Origin of the sequence: Corynebacterium sp. MSK047, assembly GCF_030232285.1 — a bacterium.
Lineage (GTDB): Bacteria > Actinomycetota > Actinomycetes > Mycobacteriales > Mycobacteriaceae > Corynebacterium > Corynebacterium jeikeium_D.
The window spans coordinates 36,363-58,186 of the sequence record NZ_JASPJI010000011.1 but is presented as its reverse complement, the minus strand read 5'-3'; the positions used below and the strand labels follow the sequence as shown (position 1 = coordinate 58,186).

At 60.2% G+C, this 21,824-nt stretch carries 17 protein-coding genes, 1 other RNA gene and 1 pseudogene; 12 read left to right on the top strand and 7 right to left on the bottom strand.

The window, feature by feature from the left end; translation table 11 throughout:
* Positions 1-64: 64 nt before the first annotated feature.
* The gene (locus QP981_RS05975; RefSeq protein ID WP_141698021.1) at positions 65-670 is read left to right on the top strand and encodes a zinc metalloprotease; all 606 of its coding nucleotides are present in this window, start codon (positions 65-67) and stop codon (positions 668-670) included.
* A 1-nt stretch (position 671) separates the two neighbouring features.
* The gene (locus tag QP981_RS05970) at positions 672-1,631 is read left to right on the top strand and encodes a cobalamin biosynthesis protein (RefSeq protein ID WP_246824243.1); all 960 of its coding nucleotides are present in this window, start codon (positions 672-674) and stop codon (positions 1,629-1,631) included.
* Here QP981_RS05970 and QP981_RS05965 read toward each other — a convergent pair.
* Positions 1,628-2,614: an SURF1 family cytochrome oxidase biogenesis protein gene (locus tag QP981_RS05965; RefSeq protein WP_049170162.1), complete on the bottom strand. Its 987-nt coding sequence runs from the start codon at positions 2,612-2,614 to the stop codon at positions 1,628-1,630. The two genes, QP981_RS05970 and QP981_RS05965, sit on opposite strands and share 4 nt — an antisense overlap.
* Before the next feature lie 136 nt (positions 2,615-2,750).
* On the opposite strand from QP981_RS05965, the gene QP981_RS05960 reads away from it, so the two are divergent.
* Positions 2,751-3,332: a GtrA family protein gene (locus tag QP981_RS05960; RefSeq protein ID WP_042388795.1), complete on the top strand. Its 582-nt coding sequence runs from the start codon at positions 2,751-2,753 to the stop codon at positions 3,330-3,332.
* On the opposite strand, the gene QP981_RS05955 is transcribed toward QP981_RS05960, so the two are convergent.
* Positions 3,329-3,832, bottom strand: coding sequence for a low molecular weight protein-tyrosine-phosphatase (locus QP981_RS05955; RefSeq protein ID WP_369707166.1), 504 nt, complete (start codon positions 3,830-3,832; stop codon positions 3,329-3,331). The genes QP981_RS05960 and QP981_RS05955 overlap by 4 nt on opposite strands.
* Before the next feature lie 68 nt (positions 3,833-3,900).
* Entirely contained in the window at positions 3,901-4,581 is a 681-nt protein-coding gene (locus tag QP981_RS05950; protein WP_070603006.1) for an HAD hydrolase-like protein, read from the bottom strand.
* Between the two features lie 35 nt (positions 4,582-4,616).
* On the opposite strand from QP981_RS05950, the gene QP981_RS05945 reads away from it, so the two are divergent.
* From QP981_RS05945 to rnpB, 5 genes and pseudogenes are all read left to right on the top strand, one after another.
* Positions 4,617-5,750, top strand: coding sequence for an aminotransferase class I/II-fold pyridoxal phosphate-dependent enzyme (locus tag QP981_RS05945; protein WP_070603008.1), 1,134 nt, complete (start codon positions 4,617-4,619; stop codon positions 5,748-5,750).
* Positions 5,751-5,819: 69 nt separating this feature from the next.
* A complete protein-coding gene (locus QP981_RS05940) occupies positions 5,820-7,007 on the top strand; it encodes a Nif3-like dinuclear metal center hexameric protein (RefSeq protein WP_069359217.1) in 1,188 nt (395 codons plus the stop codon).
* Positions 7,008-7,012: 5 nt separating this feature from the next.
* Positions 7,013-7,756, top strand: a complete 744-nt coding sequence (locus QP981_RS05935; RefSeq protein WP_049189597.1) for a zinc ribbon domain-containing protein — start codon at positions 7,013-7,015, stop codon at positions 7,754-7,756.
* Between the two features lie 24 nt (positions 7,757-7,780).
* Positions 7,781-8,446: pseudogene (locus tag QP981_RS05930) on the top strand (histidine phosphatase family protein); the annotation flags it as partial.
* 59 nt (positions 8,447-8,505) lie between these two features.
* Positions 8,506-8,970: RNase P RNA component class A (gene rnpB / locus QP981_RS05925), an RNA gene on the top strand.
* An 11-nt stretch (positions 8,971-8,981) separates the two neighbouring features.
* Here rnpB and QP981_RS05920 read toward each other — a convergent pair.
* Positions 8,982-10,145: a galactokinase family protein gene (locus QP981_RS05920; protein ID WP_070438627.1), complete on the bottom strand. Its 1,164-nt coding sequence runs from the start codon at positions 10,143-10,145 to the stop codon at positions 8,982-8,984.
* Between the two features lie 263 nt (positions 10,146-10,408).
* On the opposite strand from QP981_RS05920, the gene QP981_RS05915 reads away from it, so the two are divergent.
* Positions 10,409-10,612 carry an SPOR domain-containing protein gene (locus tag QP981_RS05915; protein WP_016423068.1) on the top strand — a complete coding sequence of 68 codons (204 nt, stop codon included), beginning with the start codon at positions 10,409-10,411 and terminating at the stop codon, positions 10,610-10,612.
* 10 nt (positions 10,613-10,622) lie between these two features.
* On the opposite strand, the gene QP981_RS05910 is transcribed toward QP981_RS05915, so the two are convergent.
* Positions 10,623-12,446: a CYTH and CHAD domain-containing protein gene (locus QP981_RS05910; protein WP_070546228.1), complete on the bottom strand. Its 1,824-nt coding sequence runs from the start codon at positions 12,444-12,446 to the stop codon at positions 10,623-10,625.
* Positions 12,447-12,476: 30 nt separating this feature from the next.
* The gene (panB, locus tag QP981_RS05905; RefSeq protein WP_101687482.1) at positions 12,477-13,286 is read right to left on the bottom strand and encodes a 3-methyl-2-oxobutanoate hydroxymethyltransferase; all 810 of its coding nucleotides are present in this window, start codon (positions 13,284-13,286) and stop codon (positions 12,477-12,479) included.
* Between the two features lie 140 nt (positions 13,287-13,426).
* Here panB and QP981_RS05900 point away from each other — a divergent pair, with 140 nt between their 5' ends.
* From QP981_RS05900 to QP981_RS05890, 3 genes are all read left to right on the top strand, one after another.
* Positions 13,427-14,767, top strand: coding sequence for a glutamine synthetase family protein (locus tag QP981_RS05900; protein ID WP_005511085.1), 1,341 nt, complete (start codon positions 13,427-13,429; stop codon positions 14,765-14,767).
* A gap of 64 nt (positions 14,768-14,831) precedes the next feature.
* Positions 14,832-18,014: a bifunctional [glutamine synthetase] adenylyltransferase/[glutamine synthetase]-adenylyl-L-tyrosine phosphorylase gene (locus QP981_RS05895; protein WP_070595652.1), complete on the top strand. Its 3,183-nt coding sequence runs from the start codon at positions 14,832-14,834 to the stop codon at positions 18,012-18,014.
* 98 nt (positions 18,015-18,112) lie between these two features.
* Positions 18,113-20,326 carry a hypothetical protein gene (locus QP981_RS05890; RefSeq protein WP_070603015.1) on the top strand — a complete coding sequence of 738 codons (2,214 nt, stop codon included), beginning with the start codon at positions 18,113-18,115 and terminating at the stop codon, positions 20,324-20,326.
* Between the two features lie 29 nt (positions 20,327-20,355).
* Here QP981_RS05890 and QP981_RS05885 read toward each other — a convergent pair whose 3' ends face one another.
* Positions 20,356-21,783 (bottom strand): MFS transporter, encoded by a 1,428-nt coding sequence (locus tag QP981_RS05885; RefSeq protein WP_049170181.1) that lies wholly within the window; start codon positions 21,781-21,783, stop codon positions 20,356-20,358.
* Positions 21,784-21,824 lie beyond the last annotated feature (41 nt).

Genomic DNA, 21,824 nt, shown 5'->3' with positions numbered 1-21,824 from the left:
ATCCGTCCGGATTCTCGTAATGGAGAAACCGGGCGGATTTTTGTTTGTGCTAAACTCCCGGTCTGTGCGTTTTACCAAATCGCTAGTAACCATCATTGTTGCCGGATCTCTACTTGCGGGCCCACAGGCCTACGCAATTGGAGGAGACGGTAAACCAGTAATCGACGCTGCCACCTGTAAGGCAATGGTCAAAGCCGCAAATGCAGGCGAGCCGGTGGAGGATCCATCGATTCTCCATCTCTCCGACAAGATGCCTTCCTACCTTGCCGACGGCACCCTGGACTACGTTGTTGCTCCAGACTTTCCGTACCGCGCGCAGCTGGACGCTGCTGCCCAAGAGTGGAATGAAAAGCTCGGTGGCAAGGTCGTGCTCCGGGAAGTGACCAAAGACAAAGCTGATTCGGATACCGTGAGCGTTCGCTACGTGCCTAAGCCGAACTCGCACGTTTTGGCTTCTGCATCGGAAATTAGTAAAGAAATGACGGTTTTCGTTACTTCCACACTCTATCCTGATGCAATTCGCAGCACGCTTGCACACGAGTTTGGGCACCTACTCGGTATCCGGCACACCTGTGATTACACCTTGATGGCTGCATCTTCGCACCGTCATCCGGCAGCACATGTCACTCCGCTCGATGTCGTAGCCGTTCTGCAGGGACAGTTCGATTAAATTGCGTATAAAAGCCAGAAGTCGACGCCTCTGGCGACGCGGTGCAGTCATCGCTGCAGGATATGCGCTTGACCGCATTTTCGCAGATCCCACCAATCACCATCCGGTGGCCCTCTACGGGCAGGCTGTCAGCAAGCTTGAGCGCCGAATCTACGCCGACTCCAAAGGGTGCGGTGTAGCTTTCACCACCATCGCCGTGGCCACACCGGTAGCGCTAACCGCTGCGGCCAGCACAGTTGCTCCGAGCCTCACGCTGGCTGCTGTCACGTGGGCGTCGCTTGGTGGCACCACTCTTCGCCGCACTGGTGAACGCATGGCCGACCGACTCACCTCCGGCGACATCAATGCCGCTCGTGCGCTAGTGCCGTGGCTGTGCTCGCGTGATCCGGAATCCCTCGACGCTGATGGCATCGCCCGAGCCACCGTTGAATCGCTCGCCGAAAACACCTCCGACGCCGTCACCGGCACTCTCATGTGGGGTGCCATTGCAGGAGCTCCTGGTGTGGTCGCTCATCGAGCGGCCAATACCCTCGACGCGATGGTGGGGTACCGCAACGCTCGCTATCGCCAGTTCGGGTGGGCTAGTGCACGGCTTGACGACGTCGCCGGGTTCCTCCCCGCGAGACTTACAGCTGTCGCAACTGTGGTTGCAGGTCCGGATCGTCGTCAAGCATTGGCAGCGTGGCGACGAGACGCCGGCAACCACCCAAGCCCGAACGCAGGCGTCGTGGAGGCGAGCGCTGCAGGCGCGCTGGGGCTGCAGCTGGGTGGTAAGACGGTGTATCCCAGCGGTGTGGAGATGCGCCCAGTGCTGGGCAGTGGTCGGAGACCTGCGGTGGCAGATGTTCGGCGTGCGGCTGAGCTGAGCAAGCGAGTGCAAAATATTGTTGCGCTCAGCTGTGCGGGAGCTGTGGTTGTGGCCGGATGCGTCCGGCACGCGAAGGCGCGAGCTGCGAGCTAGAAGCGTTCGTCGTATCGGTTGTCGCGGTAACCTGCGGCGCGGTGGCCAGTGTTGCCGTAGCGTTGCGCCATGCGCTGGCGGTGCAGCTCGGCGGCGCGATCCTCTTCGGACTTAGCCTGCGGAGGAGTGGGAGTGGTGGCATCGTCCGATTCGGGTGTTGCGTCCTCAGAGTCATCAGCGTCATCTACTGGTTCCGCGGCTTCGGCATCGCGGAGGTTCTTAGCCATCTCCTCTTGCTCCGCGCGGTCTCGTCTGCGCTCGACGATTTCAGCACGAATGAACCAGACGACGGCCAGCGGTACGAGAGCGCCGAAGAAGATCCACTGAATGCCGTAGGAGAGGTAGGGGCCGGACTCCAGAGTGGGCAGTGGAATGGCCTCGATGACGGCATCGGATTTGTCCGAGAGCTGAAGCCAATCGGGGTTGAGTTCGGTGTCGACTAGCTCGGACACTTCCTTGGTGTTGATTCCGTAGACCTGCGGCGGGGTGCCGGGGATTGGGGCGGTCTCGGCGGGAATCTCGTTTCGGCGGGTAAAGGCCGAGATAGTCAAGGTGCCCTTCGGGGCTGGCTCAACATTGGGGGTGCTGGAGTCTGTCGGGCGTACAAAGCCGCGGTTGACCAGGTAGTTTTCGCCATTGTTAGCGACGAAGACATCGAGTACCTGGACGGCGGGGGCTCCATTGACCGGACGGTTACGCAATAGCACGCGTGTATCCGGCAGGAAGGACCCGGTGGCGGTAACGCGACGCCATTCGTTGCCCTCGACGAATCCTTTGCCCTTGGGCATTAGCTCATTGACATCTACGGGGTCGAGCTCGAATGAGTGCTCAAGCTGCTGATTGCGATGCTGCGTCGCGGTGTTCTTACCCAACTGCCACGGAGCCAGAACAGTAAATGCGAGATAGGAAAACGCAATGGCGACAATGGCAGTGAGAACCCATCCAGGGGTCAGAAACTGGCGCACATTCTTAAACACATTCATTGAGCTTACCCGGTGGTGTGGATGGCACTAGAGCGGCTGGTGGTTGGCGGTGCGGAGATTGAGTGAACTTCGGGTAAAGTTGTTTGAGCGTATTTGACGGGGAATCTACCCGGGGATAGATGGAAAGAGAGGTGTCGTGGTGGGCACGCAAACAGCGAAATCTTCGCCTTCACGCCGCTTCAGCACAGTCTCGCGCCAGTTCATCAAGTTCGGTCTGGTCGGCGGCACAGGTGTGGTTGTCAACCTGATTGTCGTGATTATTGCCCGCAAGTTGGGCCTCAGTCTGGGCACCAATGAGCATGACGTGTTTATGAACCTGTTCGGAACGCGGTGGAATATCCGTTACTCCCACGTCTATGCAACTCTGGCGTTTGTCGTGGCTAACATCTGGAACTTCCAGCTCAACCGGTCCTGGACCTTCCGAACTGACAATCGCCCGAACTGGTTTAGGCAGTTCTTCCCGTTTTTATTTGCAGGTATCTCAGCGCTGATTGTGAACCTGGTTGTCATCACGCTGCTGACTAACCCCACCTCGCCGCTGGCACTGCCGGTGGATATTTTCGACGACTCCACCGGCTTTAGAAACCGCCTCTACTGGGCAAACCTTATCGGCGTTATTTTGGGCACGCCCGCTAACTTCATCTTGAATAAGATTTGGGCGTTTCGAAACCGGGGCAATGCCAGCAAAACAAAAGAAAAGGTTGTTTTGAAACCTTAGCGCTCAGAGGCCAGCGCCAGAGTCTCACGCAACCATGCGATGATTCCCGGCGTCGCGGCCTCAATTTCGTTTCGAGTGCGGACGAATCCCTCCGGACCTCCGTAGTAAGGATCGGCCACGACGGCCCCCTTCGGGGATGCCGGGTCGAAGGAACGCATCAGGCGAATCTTCTCTTTTGGCACGCCAGCGTGGAGTAGACCATTGATGTGCGATTCATCCATGGCGATGAAAAGCGTTGCATCCATGTGCTCATCGCCCAGCTGTGCCGCGGTGTGGTTCGGATCGTAGCCAGCATTTTCCAGCTCGGCTTGCGCTCGCTCGTCGGCGGGTTCGCCGACATGCCAGCCGCCGATTCCGCAGGAGGCGAGCAGGACATCGTCGGCAAGCGCATTGGCTTCAACCGCGTCACGGACGATGATTTCAGCCATGGGGGAGCGGCAGATATTTCCGGAGCAGACAAACACGACGTACACGGACTCAGTACGATGCGACGAGTTCATAAGCATAATAGGCAAAACCAAACTTCTCGGAAAATAAAAATAGGATTGTCACTAATCGTTGACGAGTCTTAAAGATACAACATTTCCCGCACAACACGATTCAGGTCCCCAGGCGAGGACGCCACCGCCGCAGCCGATGCCCACTCAGATTCCGAGCCGTAGCCCCATTTAACAGCGATAGCGGGGATACCGAACTGTGCGGCGCCCTCAAAATCATGGATGCGATCGCCAACCATTACGGCCGAACCACGCGGGCGCGCTGCTTCATCGGTTTCAATGCCCAACTCCTTGAGCGTGTACTCAATGACCTCAGTCTTTGTCTGTCGTGAGCCGTCGTCGCTGGCGGCGCCGATGAAGTCAAAGGCGTCGAGAAGCCCGAAATTGTCCAGGGTCTTGCGGGCGAAGTACTCGCCCTTGGAAGTCGCAGTGGCTAGTTGGACACCAGCTGCCCGCCAATCGCGCAGGAGCTCCGGCCAGCCGGGGAACATCTCGGCACGCTGCCAAGCACCGGCGTGTTGATGCTCCATATACACAGCGAAGGCTCGGTCGACTTGTTCGTCGGAAAGTCCGAGGGATGCGAGTGTCTCCACCATTGGCGGGCCGGGGATCGTGTTGATAAAGCTCTCGGGCGGAAGTGGGTGGTCAATTGCCTTCAATGCAAGGCGGAACCCATGTGCGATTGCGGGGAGAGAATCGGCGATGGTGCCGTCGACATCAATAAGGACAGTGGGGCGATGGCCAGTGGACATATTGTTCATCCTAAAAGGTCATTAGGCTGGATGGCATGTTAGACGACCCGCTGCGCTATCACGGCGATCAGGCCGCCCATGGCGCTGACCTGGACTTTGCCGTCAATGTTCACGGCACCACACCGCAGTGGCTGCAGGACTCGCTGGCCACGTCCCTCGGAGAAGTTGCCGCGTATCCGTCTGCGCAGCTCGATGCCGACGTCCGCGCTGCCATTGCCGCCAACCACAATCGCAGCGCCGACGAGGTACTGCTTCTCCACGGCGTCGCCGAGGGCTTTTCGCTCTTGCCACACCTGGGCTTGCCCGCCACCATTGTCCAGCCGCAGTTCACCGAACCTGAAGCCGCGTTCCACGCCGCGGGAGTCGGGGTGGATTCGCTGGTACTGCCGTCGCCGTACACGCTCACGCCTACGCTTGCCGACGTCCACGAGAACGCCTCCTTCCCGCATTCCCAGCAGCTTGACGGTCGGATGGTCATCATCGGCAATCCGACTAACCCCACCGGCGTTGCTCATTCAGCGGATGACCTGCGGGGGCTCGCCAGCCGTTGTGGGATCTTGGTCGTGGATGAGGCATTTATGGACGTCGCCGATGGTGAGATTATTCGGCGGTGCTCGTTAGCCGATTGCAGGCCGGGGGAAGCGAACAGCATCCCCGATAATGTCATCGTTTTCCGCAGCATGACTAAGACCTGGGCAATCGCAGGCCTGCGCTGTGGTTACGCACTGGGAACCCCTGAGCTCCTGGCGAAGTTGGGGCGACTGCGTCCGCACTGGCCACTGGGCACGCTGCAACTTACCGCTATGGCGGCAATCGCGCGTCGCGAGGCAGAGCTGTTGCCACAAATCCGCGCTGAGATTGGTCAGCAGCGCGAGGCTATGACACAGCTGTTAGTAGCCGCCGGCTGGCAGGTGTTGGATTCCAAGGCTCCCTTTGTGCTGGCACGCCCGGGGGTTGCCCTGAGCACGCATGATGGTCCGGGCGCTGCGGAGGTTGACGTCGTCAAGCACGAGCGTCTGAGACAGCGGCTCGCTGCGCGTGGAGTAGCCGTGCGGCGTTGCGACACCTTCGCCGGTTTGGACGGTTCGTGGTGGCGGCTGGCTGTGCGAGACGAGACAAGTGTGCGGCGGCTCATTGCGGAAGTAGCGGATTTGCTGTCGCAGAACTGATGGGTCGGGGCAGAGTTCACTACGCTGGAAGAGAAGCTGGAGAGAAATGCATGTTGAAGGGATGGATGTATGACGGACTCTGCGCAGACCCGTGCCGAGGGCAATAACACGGTGGTGACCGTTGCCGACGTGCGTGCGGCGATGGACGCGGCCTACCCGCCGGCACTGGCGGAGAGCTGGGATAAAGTTGGCCTGATCTGCGGTGACCCGCAGGATGAGGTGCGTCGCATCGCGTTGGCGCTGGACTGCACTGACGAGGTTGCAGATCGCGCGATTGCCTCCGGTGCTCAGATGCTCGTTGTGCACCATCCGCTGCTTCTGCGTGGTGTGAATTCCGTGGCGGCGGATACACCGAAGGGTCGGATTATTCATAAGCTGATTCGGGCAGGTGTAGCTCTTTTTGCAGCGCACACCAACGCTGACAGCGCCCGACCGGGTGTCAACGACCAGTTGGCCACGGTGCTCGGAGTTGAACCGGGTGCGCCGCTAGCTCCGCAGCCGGCTCCCGGCTTGGATACCTGGACAGTGAAGGTTCCGGCAGATCACGTCGATAAGGTCGCGCAAGCCATGTTTGAGGCGGGCGCGGGCACTATCGGCGACTACGACAGCTGTGCGTTTCGCATTAACGGCCGCGGCCAGTTCCGCCCGCTGAGCGGGGCGAATCCCTTCATCGGTGCCGAGGGGCAGATTGAGTATGTCGAGGAAGTACGCCTGGAGATGGTCGCGCCACGGTCCGTGCGCGCGGCGATTGTCAAGGCTCTCGTTGCGGCGCATCCGTATGAGGAGCCTGCCTTCGACATCGTGGACAATCAGGCTACCGGCTTGGATCCGCAGCAGGCTGTGGGCATTGGACGAGTGGGCACGCTGGATACGCCGATGCCATTTAAGGACTTCGTCGCCCGTGTGGCTGAGCGCCTGCCCGCAACGGCATGGGGCGTGCGTGGCGCAGGCGATCCGGAGCGGATGATTCGCACGGTTGCCGTCGCATCTGGTTCAGGTGACTCTTTCCTGGACACTGTGGCAAAGATGGGCGTCGATGCGTTCGTTACCTCTGACCTGCGGCATCATCCTGTCGATGAGACACTGCGGACCGCGGACTTCTGCGTGGTGGACACGGCTCACTGGGCCAGCGAGTTCCCCTGGTGCTACCAGGCCGCAGACATGCTGGCCGAGAGGCTCGGGGTCGCGACCGAGGTCCTTGAGGTGCGCACCGATCCCTGGACAGTGGCAGAATCGTCGACACAGGCAAGGAAGTGAAGACCATGAGGCTTAGTCCACAAATCCAAGTGGCGATGTTGGAAAAGGCGGAAAACCAAACTCTGTTGGATGGGCTCACCGCCCGCCAGAACGTTCTGCCCGAGCGTGCCGAGTTGCAGGAGCTGCGCAAAAAGCACAGCCGTCAGGCCAGTGAGGCAGCGCGCTCCAAGCTCAGCGCCTCCGATATCGGCCGCGATATTGCCAAGCTGGAATCGGACATCAACAAGCTGAAGGCCCGCGAAAAGGCAGACCGTCTGTCGCTCGGTGCCGCAGAAGACGCATCCACGCGCCGTGACCTCGAACACGACCTGCGCTCCACCAAGCGGCGCCGCGAACGCGCTGAACAGGAACTCCAGCAGTATGAGCGCATGCAGGAGGCCTATCAGGTCGACGCTGAGCACGAATACGACGCCGATGAGGCGCACGATGACATCGTCGCTGCCAAGCAAAGGCTTAACGACGCCGAGGTTGACCTCATTGCGCGCATTTCCATCGCTGAGACCCGAATCGAAGAGGCTGACAAGCTTATTGATGGTTCGGCAGCCAAGCTTTACCGTCGTCTAGCGCTTGCTAACGGCATCCCCGTTGCACGCCTGAACGGACGCACCTGCGGATCCTGCTTCATGGAGCTCGATGTCGGAACCGTGCATGAATTCACCACGCTCGCGCCGGAAGAAGTGACGTTCTGTCCTGAATGCGGCGCGATGATTGTGCGTGCGGAAACGCTGGGAGCGGTGAAAGGCAAGTAGATGAGCCAGGCTGCAGACAAGCGCGATAGCGCGCCGGGCTGGACGGGGGCGACTACGGATCCCACGCGGTTGGTGCTGCTGCGCCATGGGCAGTCGCCAATGTCGATTCGCCGGGAGTACTCGGGAAGCCGTTCGAACCCCGACCTGACAGAGGTGGGCAGACAGCAAGCGGAAGTGGCAGCACGTCACCTGGCGGCGCTGGTCGATAGCGGCAACATGAGTTTCTCGGCGATTGTGGCCTCTCCACAGCGTCGTGCACAGCAGACAGCAGAGGCGGCAGCCAAAGCGCTCGGGCTGGACATCCACCTTGAAGAGGATCTGCGCGAGACCGACTTTGGGCAGTGGGAGGGCATGACTTTCTCCGAGGCTCACAACGCCACCCCTGAGCTGCACAGTTCCTGGCTTGCGGATCCGGCCGTGGCGCCACCGGAGGGGGAGGATTTCCGCACGGTCGATAGCCGAGTGAGCGCCGCGCGTGAGCGCATCGCTCAACAATTCGGTGCCTCGGATGTGCTGGTAGTCAGCCATGTCACGCCAATCAAGTCGCTGCTGCGCCAGGGGCTCGGCTGCGGCTTTGAAATCTTCACTCGCCTGCACTTGGACCTGGCCAGCCTCTCCATCGCGGAGTTCTACGCAGATGGGCCGACATCAGTGCGGCTGATTAACGACACCAGCTACCTGCGTGGTTAGCAGCCGAGCACGGCGGGTTATTTGAATTGCGGTTGTGGCGGGTACACTAACCATTCGAGCGAGCCGGCCGGGTGATCGCGGCAGTTAACGGAACCGGACGCCTCTTTTACAGAGTGTGTCCAGGCCGCTGTCGAGGAAAGTCCGGACTCCACTGGGCATGGTGGTTGCTAACAGCAACCCAGGGTGACCTGCGGGAATAGTGCCACAGAAAATAGACCGCCGGGCGCACAGCCGATGTCTTTGACGTAAAGCTGTGGAGATTCGGTGAGGGTGAAAAGGTGCGGTAAGAGCGCACCAGCGGGGCAAGTGATTGCACCGGCTAGGTAAACCCCACCAGGAGCAAGGCAAAATCGCGCATGCTTCGTCGTGCGCGTGCGCGAGTGTTTGAGGGCTGCCCGTCCGATACTCGCGGGTGTGCTGCTTCAGGCTGTCAGCAATGGCAGACCGAGATGGATGATCGCCACCCGGCGCTTTCCGAAAGGAGCGCCGAGGGACAGAATCCGGCTCATAGGCCGACTCGTTCACACAAGCTTCATTACTCGACCACCGCGCCGGCCGCAGTGTTCTCCACACGGATGGTCTCGGAACCGCCGTCGTTAAGCGCGGAGGCAATCCGATCGGCGTCGTCGACGTGGGACCACATCACCAGCGACGCACCCGGGCATGGCGCACAACGGGCAATCTTCTCGCAGTCAATAGTGTCGGTCAGCTCGGAAATCTGCCCCAGCACAGAGCTTGCCGACGGCGCGGAGCCACGCTCACTGACATCGCGCGAAACCCCTGCGATGGCTGCTTGAATATCGCTGTGACGGATGTGGCCGATGACTGCGCGGGCACGGTCGGAGGATGCGTCGGCTTCGTCAAGCCACTGAATGGCACGGCCGATGGTGGGGATGTCTTCGTCGTCCGGATGCACCTCGTGACGAGCACGCACCCAGTCCGCGACCCGCTCCTGTGAGTCGGGGAGGCTAGCGAGAGTCGGCACGCCAAAAGCGGCGCAGGCTTGCTGGAAGAACTCGTAGCGCTCCTCGTCGGGCGAACCGCCGGTGACATCGGGGGAGTAAGCGACAGTCAGCGCCAACGACTGCGGGAACGCCGTCTGCGTGACTGCCTCATCGGAGTGGTTGATGCACAGCAGGCTGTCCGGGCGGCTGCGCAGTGCCGTGGTGTAGGGGTACAGCGGCCACGACTGTCCCTTAATCTGCACCATGGTCTCGTGGATAGCGGTGGCAATACGCGTGCGGGTGGGCACATCATCGCGGTCGCCAAAACGCGCGTTGAGAGCCAGTGCGAGGGCACACTGAATTGCCGGAATTTCTCCAAAACCGCGACCTGGCGCGATAGTGGAGGCAATGGTGACCTTCAGGCCGTTGCTGTTGCGCGGAACGAGATGCAGCGAGTGTTGCAATGCGACAATGGCAGCCGCGACAGCGGTCGGCACCTGAGAAAAAGCGGCGGGGACGCTATCCGGGAAATCCATCTTGGTAGTTTCGCGCTTGTACACGACAATGAGCTGCTGCTCGTCGATTTCCTCGATACCGACCGCAGCATAGGCCGGAATGGCGGTGGCTAGGAGCATGCCGCCGGAGGACGCGCAGTCCTCACCCAACAGGTTGATGGAACCCGGGGCGTATGCAACTGAAGCATTTGAACCGACGGCATCGAAGACGTCGTTTACGACAGCGGGTGCGGCGGGCATGGGTGAAACCTCTCCAGAGATCGGACTCATAGTGCTGGTGTGCAGTGTTCGCGTTCAACGCTTGTGTTCTAAGGTGAACAATTCCGTCGATAATACCCGGGTCGGGGGACAGTGACAAACCTATATACTGGGATTTTATGTCGCCGCAGCGCACATGGCAGTCAAATGGTTGCCTCTCTGCAAGTTTGCTTATCTGTGGAGTTGGCGGTGGCAGAACCGCTTGATAACTCGACATGTTCTCGATGTGGAAGAGGAGAAAAATCGTGAGCGACAACAGCAGTAAGTGGTACTACCAGCCGTCGACGGGCACGGTGTTTCAGGGGAAGAAAACCGGTTGGGACGACCGAATGGGCCCCTACGATTCCGAAGAGGAAGCCCGCGCTGCCATGGAAAAAGTCGCCGAGCGCAACAAGGCGGCCGACGACTGGGATGAAGAAGATGACGACTGGGGCGTAGCTGAGAAATAAGGCTTTGCCTTTAGGCCTTCTTGCCCTTCTTAATCTTCTTTTCCATCTTGCGGAAGGCCTTGAAAACCTTTGCCACGGCATCGTCGTACTCAGTCAGGGCCTTCAGGCCGTCGTAGTACTCCATCTGGTAAAGCACGCCGTAGCCGAACGTGTCCCTGCCCGCACGGGAGGCACGCTTCGCGCGAGCCAGCACGAAGTCGCGCGCAGTACAGGTGTCCTGGAAGTCACCGAGAACCGACTGCAGGTTCTTGCAGGCAGCATAGAGCTTCTCGGTCGGCAGGTCCGCGTTCTGAGCAGCTTCCGCGCTGTAGCGGAGCTTCTTCGCAGCCTTGCGGACATCGTGGTAACGCTCGTCCAAATCTGCCTCTGGAAGGTCAGCATCCTCTCGGCCATCGAGTACCAGGTTGTGGCGACGACGGAACTTCGAAAACGCGCTGCGCAGGTGATCGAGCAGCACCGCAGTGGTGTCGAGTTCCTTCGGGGCCGCTACCTTCTCCGGTGCGGCCTTGTCTGAGGTTGTGGAAGCTGCTGCATCGGCGGCTGCAGTATCAGCCTCAGCCGCGACCTCGGAACCAGCTGCCGACGTATCCTCGGAGTCTGCGTTCTCCGCTCCGTCGACAAGCGAATCATCCTTCTTCTTAGACTTCTTTTCCCCAGCCTCGGCCTCGTCCGCATTTGCGGCAATTGGCGGATTGGCGAGGAACTCATCGAGATCGTCGAGAAGTTGCAGGTACTCGCCGGAATTCAGCGCGAGAATAACGCGGTGATGGGCGCGCTCGTAGTCCTTCTGGACATCCTCGACAAGGTTCGCGCGCAGCTCCTCGCCCAAAGCGGCGCTTTCGCGATTGGCCAGCAGCTCTTCCCAGCGCATAGCGACGACCTCAGCGTCACGAGCCACGCCGAGAACACCCGCCAGCTGCTTGAGGTTGCTTTCCAGCTCAGCGACCTTATCGCCCACAACAATGCCGTGGAAGGTCTGCATGTGACTGCGTAGCTCACGAGTGGCGACGCGCATCTGATGCACCGAGTCAAACTCATCGCGGCGTACCTTCGGGTCGTACTCGACCATCTTGGCCACGTTAGCGGCCAGCGCATCGACCACAGTGCGCCCCGGAGTGCCCTTCGGCAGCTTCGCTGGAACCGGCGGCAGGGGAGCGGAGTCGATGGAGTCACCCAACGCCGTCGCCAACTTCGAAGGGCTTTCCGACGGCACGGCGCCAGCCACCTCAGCGACCTTGGACATCGCTGCCATTACGGCCTTACCGTCCGGGTGATTTGCCCAATCCCCGAGCAGCTCAATCTCCCACTCACGCCAGGTAGTGGTTTCGCCGCCATCGAGGAAGGAAGTCGCCGTGACGTGATCATCCGCAAACTCCGCCATGGGCGTGCCATCGAGGGCAAACACCGTGGTGACGTGGCGCTCATTGTCTACCTGCGCGATTGGTTGCAGCGGGTGATTGCGCACAATTGCGCGCACGGGAGCAAGCAACTCGGTAGGCACGATGTAGTCAGCATCGCGGCCTTCACCGTTAACAGAGCCCTCTTCCAGGCCGACGCCATATTCGAGGCGACCGCCGGTACCCGGCGCCTTCAGATGCCACCCCTCATCGGGGCCGCCCGTTCGGCGACGCAGAGTGTGCTTGGACCGGGTCAGACGCAGGTCCGCCGTGTCCAGGTAAATCGCGGAGAGATTTCGCACCTCAGTGGTGGTGGAGCCAACCTGTGGAACGAAATCGAACGATGGGGCTACCACTTCTGGGGTAGCTGAGAACTTAGATTCCACCTCCAACGCCGCAGTTGGAGTTTTGGACTTAGAACCAGACTTAGATGCCATAACCACTAATTCTACCCCCGAATCGAAGAGCTAACCCGAAAAGTTCTGCGCCTCAGTAGGGAACTCGCGGGAGTGCACCTGGTCGACATACTGCTTCGCTCCCTTGGTCAGCATCTCGCCGACCTCTTCGAACACCGAACTAAACGACGGCCTGCGGCCATCGGCCGGAACTGCAAAGGCATCCTGCCAGACGAGAACCTGGCCATCGCACTGGTTACCAGCGCCAATGCCACAGGTTGGGATGGATAGCTCACGGGTAATCTCGGTGGCCAGATCCGCAGGCACCATCTCAAGGACCACGGCCGCGGCACCAGCATCGGCTACCGCATGGGCGTCGGCACGCAGCTGTTCCGCCCCCGCACCGCGCCCCTGTACCTTGAATCCGGACAGCGCGTTGACGGACTGCGGGGTGAAACCGATGTGCGCCATGACCGGAATGCCGGCGTTGACCAGCGCACGGATGCGCGGAGCGATACGAACGCCACCTTCGATCTTGATCATGTGTGCGCCGGTTTCGCGCATCATCTTCGCGGCGGACAGCACGGCCTGCTCATCGGAGGCCTCGTAAGTGCCGAAGGGTAGATCGGCAACAACAAGTGCGTTGCCAGCGCCCCGGACGACACCGCGCGCAAGCGGGATCATTTCTTCCAGCGAGATCTCGGTGGTGGTGTCGTAGCCGTAGACAACGTTTGCTGCAGAGTCGCCGACCAACAGCAGCTCGACACCGGCGGCGGAAAAAGCGCGCGCGGTGGAGTAGTCGTAGCAAGTCAGCATTGCCCAGGGGCGAGACTCAGCCTTCCATTCGGCCAGATTATTCAGACGAATCTTTTTTCCGCTCATGTCAATAGAGCATGCCATAGTCACCCGCAATTCGAGGCCACGAGGGCAGCGGTTATGACACGGGCGCGGCAGTTGGCTAGCCACGCCGGATGGTCAAAATGTGTACCGCGAATCCGGGCACCTGGGTAACGTTGGAAAGTATGAACAGTCAGCAGGAATTCGTCCTCCGCGCAATCGAAGAGCAAGATATCCGTTATATCCGCCTCTGGTTTACCGATATTTTGGGGTATCTGAAATCCGTTGCCGTCGCACCGGCTGAGCTCGAGGGTTCTTTCGAAGAGGGCATCGGTTTCGATGGCTCCGCGGTAGAGGGCTTTTCCCGCGTCTCCGAGGCTGACACCATTGCGCAGCCGGATCCCTCGACGTTCCAGGTCATGCCGCGCCTACATAAAGAAGACACAATCACGTCCGCGCGCATGTTCTGCGACATTGTCATGCCCGACGGGCAGCCGTCGTGGGCAGATCCACGCCAGGTGCTGCGCCGCCAGATTAAGGCGCTTGCCGACGAGGGCTTCCACGCGTTCATCCACCCGGAGATTGAGTTTTTCCTCGTAGAGAGTCTGGCTACTGATGGAAAGCCGCCGGTGCCAACGGACAATGGCGGTTACTTTGACCAGGCGGTCTACGACCGCGCACCGCGCTTTCGCCAAGAAGCGATCACGGTGTTGGAAGACATGGGAATCCCTGTGGAGTTCTCCCATCACGAAAACGCGCCGGGCCAGCAGGAAATCGATCTGCGCTACGCTGACCCGCTGACTATGGCGGATAACGTGATGTCTTTCCGCTACATCATTAAGCAGATTGCAATGAAAAATGGTGTGCAGGCGACATTCATGCCGAAACCTTTCCAGGATTTGCCGGGCAATGGCATGCACACTCATATTTCCCTCTTTGAAGGGGACACTAATGCATTCCACGACCCGGATGATGAAAACCAGCTCTCCGACACCGCAAAGGGTTTCATTGCCGGCATTCTGACTCACGCCAGCGAAATTTCCGCTGTGACCAATCAGTGGGTCAACTCCTACAAGCGCACGGCATTTGGCGATGAGGCTCCGACGTCCGCGACATGGGGCATGGCCAACCGCTCGGCTCTCGTGCGTGTGCCCATGTACTCACCGGGTAAGGCACATTCGCGCCGGGTGGAAATTCGTTCCTTGGACTCGGCCTGTAACCCGTATCTTGCTTACTCGGTGATTTTGGCCGCTGGTTTGAAGGGAATTAAGGAGGGTTACCAGCTTCCGGAGCAGGCAGAGGACAACATCTCCGAGTTGACCAAGCGGGAACGACGTGCGATGGGCTACCGCGATTTGCCGACATCCCTGGAGGTGGCGCTGCAGGAGATGGAACGCTCCGATCTGGTGGCCGATGCTCTCGGTGACCATGTCTACGAGTTCTTCCTGCTCAATAAGTGGCGCGAGTGGCGCGAGTTCCAGCGTCAGGTGACGCAGTGGGAGCTGCGCACAACTCTGGATTACTAGTTTCCCCGTACCGCCCCCCCTTCCTTTTTCGTCTTTAATTTGTTTTTTTGGGTGACCAGTTTCAATGGTGATGAATCGACCTCGCACATCTCGCCAATCAGTGCCGCGGCCCGCAGCGCTGGGCTTGCGTAACGACGATCGGACGCGGGCTGACCTGGAAGATTTGGGGTGGTACAACGAGGAGTCCCTACATCTGTTGTGGGGTCTTGCCGGAGCCAGCGACCCCAAGCTGGCGCTTATGGCGCTAGTGCGGCTGAAAGGCGCTCTCGACGAGCTGGAGCAGCAGGGAAAGCTGGAGAACTGGGCCACCTGGTCCGGTCTCGATGAAGCCATGCGCGAGCAGGTGCCGCTACGTACGCGTATGTTTGCGCTGCTCGGCGGCTCGAGTGCACTGGGCGATCACCTGGTTGCACACCCAGAAAAGTGGGTTCTGCTCCAAGCTGAGTTTCCAACTGAGGCAGACATGTTCCGCGAGATGCTCTCCAGCGTCGGGGCTGTGCCCGAGGTCATCGAACTCACTGATGAGGCCAGTCTGGAAAAGCAGGAGGATCCCGAGTATCGCAACCCCGTCGTTGCGCCCGCCACGCTTGAAGGCCCCGGTTTGTACCGTGCGAAGCTAACCGGCCGTGAGGCCGAAGTTGCGATGCAGTGCGCCTACCGCGACTTGATCATGCGTATTGCGTGCTACGACTTGGCTGGCACGTACCCACGGGGTCCTCGCCGTCCGGGACAGCCACAAGTCCCATTCCGTCAGGTCTCGGAGGCGCTTAGCGATTTGGCGGATGCGGCGTTGACGGCTGCGCTCTCTGTCGCGGTGCAACAGGTCTTTCCTTCGTCGCCGGTCTCAACACGCCTGGCCGTAATCGCCATGGGTAAGTGCGGTGCGGAAGAGCTGAACTACATCTCCGATGTGGATGTCATATTCGTCGCAGAGCCGGCGGATGCCCGAGCCACCCGTTTGGCCAGCGAATTTATCCGGATTTCTTGTCACTGCTTCTTTGAGGTCGACGCGAATCTCCGCCCGGAGGGCAAGTCGGGTGCACTCGTACGCACCGTGGATTCCCACGTCGCCTACTACAAACGTTGGGCCGAAACCTGGGAGTTCCAGGCGTTACTGAAGGCGCGTCCGATGACGGGCGATGTCGAGCTGGGCCGTGAATACATCGATGCTCTGGCCCCGATGGTGTGGACCGCCTCTCAGCGGGAATCCTTCGTCGATGATGTTCAGCGCATGCGCGCCCGCGTGGTCCAAAACGTCCCCGAAGAGCTTCGCTACCGAGAGCTCAAACTCGGTCGCGGTGGTCTGCGGGATGTCGAGTTCGCGGTGCAGCTGCTGCAGCTGGTTCACGGTCGCTATGACGATAGCCTCCGCGTGCTGCCAACTGTGATGGCACTCGACGCACTTGTCGAGGCTGGCTATATCGGTCGCGAAGACGGTGCCGCGCTGATTAACGCCTACGAGTTCGTCCGTCTGCTGGAGCACCGCCTGCAGCTGCAAAAGATGCGGCGGACGCATTTGTTGCCTGCCGACGACGACACCGAAGCTCTTCAGTGGCTCGGTCGCGCCTCTGGCATCGTCGGTGAGGGCGGCACCGATGCCAGCAAACCGCTGGCCAAGCAGGTTCGACTGGCCAGCTCACAGATCCGCTCCCTGCACAACAAGCTTTTCTACCGTCCACTGCTGAACTCCGTGGTGGAGCAGGACATTGGAACCCTGCAGCTATCGGCCGATGCGGCAAAGCGCCAGCTGGCCGCGCTGGGCTATCAGTACCCGGATCGCGCCTACGAGCATCTTTCTGCGCTGGCGGCGGGCACCTCGCGCAAGTCGCGTATTCAGGCGATGCTGCTACCGACGCTGATGGAGTGGCTATCGTCGACGCCAGACCCCGACGCGGGTCTGCTCAATTATCGCAAGCTCTCTGAGAAGCTCCACGACGAAACGTGGTTCCTGCGTACGCTGCGCGATGAGGGCGTCGTCGGCCAACGGCTGATGCGTGTGCTCGGTTCTTCGCCGTACGCGTCTGATCTGATTATGAGTGCGCCGGACGTAATTAAACGGTTCGGCGACGGTGCATCTGGGCCGAAGCTTCTGAATACCGACTCCGATGCAGTCGGGCGTGCGCTGGTCGCAGCGGCTGCCCGACACAACAGTCCAGCTAAGGCCATTGGTGTGGCACGTGCGTTGCGCCGTGCAGAGCTCGCGCGAATTGCCTCCGCGGATCTTTTCGGACTGATGGATGTGCAAGAGGTCTGTCACTCTCTGTCGATGGTGTGGGACAACGTGCTCGAAGCTGCCCTGGCCGCCGAAATCCGTGCGTGGTCGCTGGAGCATCCTGACTCGGAGGTCCCGGGCGTTATCTCCGTAATCGGTATGGGGCGACTCGGCGGTGCTGAACTGGGCTACGGCTCCGATGCCGACGTGATGTTCATCTGTGAACCCCGCAAGGACGCCGATGGAGCGCCGCTTGTCGACGATTCCGAGGCGGTCAAGTGGGCAACCAGGATTTGTGACTCGTTGCGTCGTCGGCTGGCAAAGCCAAGCCAGGACCCGCCATTGGAGGTCGACGTGGACCTGCGCCCAGAAGGACGCTCGGGCCCGATTGTCAGGACCCTGGATTCCTATGTGACCTACTACGAGCGCTGGGGTGAAACCTGGGAGATTCAGGCACTGCTACGGGCTACCTGGATTGCCGGCGACAAAGACCTGGGCACCCGCTTCCTTAAGGCCATCGATCCGCTGAGGTACCCACAGGGCGGAGCTGATGCTAAGATGGTCCGCGATGTCCGTCGTATGAAGGCGCGTGTTGATTCCGAGCGGCTGCCTCGCGGAGCTGATCGGCGTACCCACACCAAACTCGGTTCCGGTGCACTGACCGATATTGAATGGACTGTGCAGCTGCTAACCATGCTGCATGCCCACGAGGTGCCGGAGTTGCACAACACTTCGACGTTGGAGTGTCTGGAAGTGCTGAAAGACCGCGGAATTCTAGATGCGGAGGATACCGACGCACTTCGGGATGCCTGGTTGATGGCGACGAATGCTCGTAACGCGCTGGTGCTCACCCGTGGTAAGCGCACGGATCAGCTGCCACAGCCGGGGCGTCAGTTGACTCAGGTCGCCGGTGCGGCGGGGTGGGAGGCATCGGATTCCAACGGTTTTATTGAGCACTATTTGCGTCTAACTCGTCACTCCAGCCGTGTCGTCAATCGTGTGTTTTGGGGTGAGGAGAACCCCGACCACGAGTAGACCGGACAGAGGTCTGCCGAACTTCGATGAAAGGCTGAATATGTGGCAGCGGGGTGCAGCCTTTGTCTTAGCACGGCGACCGGGCATAATGGTGGGCTATGGAACGCAACGTCGATTACTCGGTACGCCCTAGGTATGAGGATTTCATCCTCAACCTCGATGGCACTGACCTGCGTTTTTTATTGAGCCGCACGTGCCCAGCAGCTGACACCTCAGCTGCTGGGCAAGAGGCGGTGGAATTGCTGATGTCACAGGATTCAGCGCATACAGCGCTGTCTTTTTGTGATCCCGATGTTCTCGATGTGGCTCACTTAGTTCATGTCCTGGAGGATTCCGCATCGCTGGATACCCTCACGGAAGTGGCTTATTGGGCATCGGATGCGGACGTGATGGCGCACGATACGCCGAAGGGTGTGGACCGCAAGCGTCGTCGCGTCGGCAAGCAGCAGCTTGAGCATGTGCTACGCCGTGGCCAGCGTCAGGGGCTCGTGTGGGAGGAGCCGGCGGGCGTGTGGCATGTGCCGCCGCATATTTCGGAGGTGTTCCCGGCGGAACCGAGCCTCAGCTTCCGCGTCGCCGACTTGGTGGCGAATATGCCAGCGGATGTGCTGAGTCGCCGTATGGAGCGCATGGGGCTGGAGCCGGATAACGCGCCGGGAGAGGGCACATCGCGAGCCCTGAACGCCAGCGATTTAACGGTGCGGAATGTGCAGGCTCGCCAGGTGGAGCACATTGCAGGCTTCCTCTGCGATCCGGTGAAGGTGCGGGCTCTGGTGATGACAGCTCCGGTGGATATTCGCAATGAGCTGCGCTGGATGGCAACCGACGAGAAGTACTTGCCCTCCCATATGTGGTCTGAACTACGTGCCGACGCGGTGCGCTGGGCCGAAGAGCGTCTGCTGCTGACTGTGCTAGAAGAACCGGCGATGCCGACATTTGAGCAAGAATCGGAAGCACGCAACGAATCGACAGTGGTTGCCCGCCTGGTGGGCGCAGTCGCGTTGGCGCTCAAGGGCGACATGTGGTCGATTCGGAAGCCGCATCCGACGGAGTCTTTCCCGGCAACGCTGGAGTCAAAGGAATTGACCGAAGCTTCGGTGGCTGCGGTGGCGTTTGCTTCGGCGTTTATGGATGCTGCGGGCAGCGGCGACGGACGTCTGAAGGACCCGTTGCACATGTATGAGGAATCGAGCCTGCTGTGGATTCAGGACTTCGCAGCGTCAATAGGGGCGAGTGCTTTCGCGGCGCCCTGGATTGTGGAGATGCTGGTCAACGCGGGATTGATTCACGCTGACAGCGGGCATCCGACGCCGCGCGCACTGCAGTACTGGTACAACGCTGATGCCTCGACCCGATGGGCGTATCTCGCGGCGGGCTTCCTCGTTGGTCGCGGTCCGTGGCACGGCGAGTTTCCGTGGGTGACCATGGGTGTCGATGATCTGTCGCATGCCACCCTTGCCTACGGCTACCCGTATGCCGCGCGTGAAGTAGTGTCACTGGCCGCGCAGCTGGAGGAAGATCAGAAGTTCTATGGCTGCTGCGTCGAAGGGCATATGGCTTGGAATGTCGACAACCTCTGCGCTCGCAATGGCGCCGATGGGGAAGCGATGGTCGGTTGGCTGCTGGAGCAGGCCGGCATCTTGGGCATTCTCTATCATGGGCACGCCTCCTGGCAGGCCATGGCTATCATGTATGCCTTGCACGACATTTGGCTGACTGATCAGCACGTCGGTGCTCAGCGCATGGCCGAACTCATCGCTGAGTATGCCGCTGGCCAGGTGCCGACGGCGGAGGCAGTCCAGATTGCCCGCCTGTTCAAGGGTGCCGCACCTAACGAGCGCCTGGCTGCCACATTGGATGGCGTCGCCAGCAACCAGGTTGCCCTCGCGTTGGACTTCATCGGCGACCGCGAAACCTGCGCGGAAACTTCTCGCTGGATTATTTCCGAGGAGAGCCTGCGTCGCGCTTGCCTCGCGGTTGACGGCGACGTCGATGTCCTGTTTTCCCAGCTGGGGCCACTGGTCAATAGTTCTATGAAGCTGGTCATCTACGCCGAGCTAGTCCGCATTACCAAGACCGAGAAGCTGCAGGAAATGTATGAGCGTGAGGCCGTAGCACCAACGCCTTCGCTTGACGACGTCCCGGAGAACGCAGCCTCCGAAACTGACACCGGTGAGCGCGTTTCCCATGGTGCTCAGACCGATGGCAGCGAACGCACGGCGGATAGCGGCCGCGCAGACTCCTCTGGGCGATCGGAGGACTCGGATGACTCGGAGGGACTGGAAGGACCAGAGCAGCTTTCGCTGTTCTAGCCGCTCCGTCTCTCGACTTCCTGTAGTTCCTACTCCGTAGGTTCCAGCTCAAAACGGCTTTGCTGGGCGACAAAGCGTGCTGCCGCACGCTTTGCCACCAGCAGGCCAACGAAACCGATCACCCACACACCGACGACAGCCAACCAGCCAATGCGGAAGGTCTCCCAGGTGTAGTTTCCATCGGGAGCTGCAATATCCAGCAGGAAGCCGACACCTTGTGCAGCGAGCATGGTGGCCACAAAACCGCCCATATTCGCCAACCCAGTGCCGGTGGCGAGTACCTTGCGATCGACCTCTTCGCGCACTGAGTCAAAGCCGAAGTTGGACATTGCACCAAGACCGGCCATTAGGATGTTGACTACAATAATTGCCCAGTACGCTGGTGGGTTGCTCGGTGCCAGGAACACAATCCAGACGGCCATGTTGATAAACGCGATTGCGACAACAACCTTGATACGGTCGCGGCCGGTGCGTGCCGAGACCATGCCCATCAACGGCCCGGCGATAATTACTGACAGCGTGTTAACGACCAGCACCACACTGGCCTCGGAGGGCTTAAGACCCATACCTAGCATCATCAGAGGCATGCCCCACAGCAATGTGAAGATGCACTGATGCATCAAACCAGTCCAGTGAGTGAAGAAACCCTGCCAGCACACCGGGTGAGTGGTCACAATCTTCAGAGTCTGGCCGATAGTTAGTTTCTCATCGGCTGCGGCAGAGGCTCCGCCATTGGCAGCCGTCTTCGCGGCCTTCTTGGCGGCGCGGCGTTTACGAAGTGACATCTTGGCTGTGGAGGAGTTCTCCGGGACGTCGGCAAGCGCGATCATGCCTACGATAGCGATGAGAAGACCCGCGGTGCTCAGCGACAAGAACGCGGGCACCCACCCCGCGGCGTGCAGAATCGCGAGGAACGGGACCGCAGAGATGAACTGGCCGAGCTGGCCAAGACCAGCCGTGAGCTGCGTGAACAGCGGAGTGACGCGCAGTGGGAACCACGCGGGAAGCAGTCGCATCGCACCGAGGAATGCGGTGGCATCGCCGGCGCCGATGAACACACGAGCGATGACAGCCAGCGGATACGATGTCGTAAACGCGATGATGACCTGGCCTAGCGCCATGATCAGTGCGCCCACGACCATCGTTTTCTTGGCGCCGACGCGGTCAATGATGATGCCCGTCGGAATCTGCGCCAGGGCGTAGACGCCAACCTGCACGGCGGTGAATAGCGCGAGTTGGGAGGCGTTGATATGGAAGCGATCGAGCGCCTCGACGCCAGCGACACCCATGGAGGTGCGGCCGACGATGGCAACGATGTAGGTAATCAGCGCCGCCAGCCAGACGGCAATCGCGCGGCCAGTGACGTGCTCGCGCGGGTCCTTTGCCACCGCTGTGGCGGGCTGATCTGTTGATGAAATCTGATCTTTACCGTTACGCTGCTTTACCACTCGCCACATTGTAGACCCCATCAACCAACCGGCCTGAAGAGGGGTCGCAC

Bases quoted from the DNA above. Each gene is read 5' to 3' on its own strand.
- QP981_RS05965 (WP_049170162.1), bottom strand. From the start codon at position 2,614: ATGAATGTGTTTAAGAATGTGCGCCAGTTTCTGACCCCTGGATGGGTT.
- QP981_RS05955 (WP_369707166.1), bottom strand. From the start codon at position 3,832: ATGAACTCGTCGCATCGTACTGAGTCCGTGTACGTCGTGTTTGTCTGC.
- QP981_RS05950 (WP_070603006.1), bottom strand. From the start codon at position 4,581: ATGTCCACTGGCCATCGCCCCACTGTCCTTATTGATGTCGACGGCACC.
- QP981_RS05945 (WP_070603008.1), top strand. From the start codon at position 4,617: ATGTTAGACGACCCGCTGCGCTATCACGGCGATCAGGCCGCCCATGGC.
- QP981_RS05940 (WP_069359217.1), top strand. From the start codon at position 5,820: ATGACGGACTCTGCGCAGACCCGTGCCGAGGGCAATAACACGGTGGTG.
- QP981_RS05935 (WP_049189597.1), top strand. From the start codon at position 7,013: ATGAGGCTTAGTCCACAAATCCAAGTGGCGATGTTGGAAAAGGCGGAA.
- QP981_RS05920 (WP_070438627.1), bottom strand. From the start codon at position 10,145: ATGCCCGCCGCACCCGCTGTCGTAAACGACGTCTTCGATGCCGTCGGT.
- QP981_RS05910 (WP_070546228.1), bottom strand. From the start codon at position 12,446: ATGGCATCTAAGTCTGGTTCTAAGTCCAAAACTCCAACTGCGGCGTTG.
- panB (WP_101687482.1), bottom strand. From the start codon at position 13,286: ATGAGCGGAAAAAAGATTCGTCTGAATAATCTGGCCGAATGGAAGGCT.
- QP981_RS05900 (WP_005511085.1), top strand. From the start codon at position 13,427: ATGAACAGTCAGCAGGAATTCGTCCTCCGCGCAATCGAAGAGCAAGAT.
- QP981_RS05895 (WP_070595652.1), top strand. From the start codon at position 14,832: ATGGTGATGAATCGACCTCGCACATCTCGCCAATCAGTGCCGCGGCCC.
- QP981_RS05890 (WP_070603015.1), top strand. From the start codon at position 18,113: ATGGAACGCAACGTCGATTACTCGGTACGCCCTAGGTATGAGGATTTC.
- QP981_RS05885 (WP_049170181.1), bottom strand. From the start codon at position 21,783: ATGTGGCGAGTGGTAAAGCAGCGTAACGGTAAAGATCAGATTTCATCA.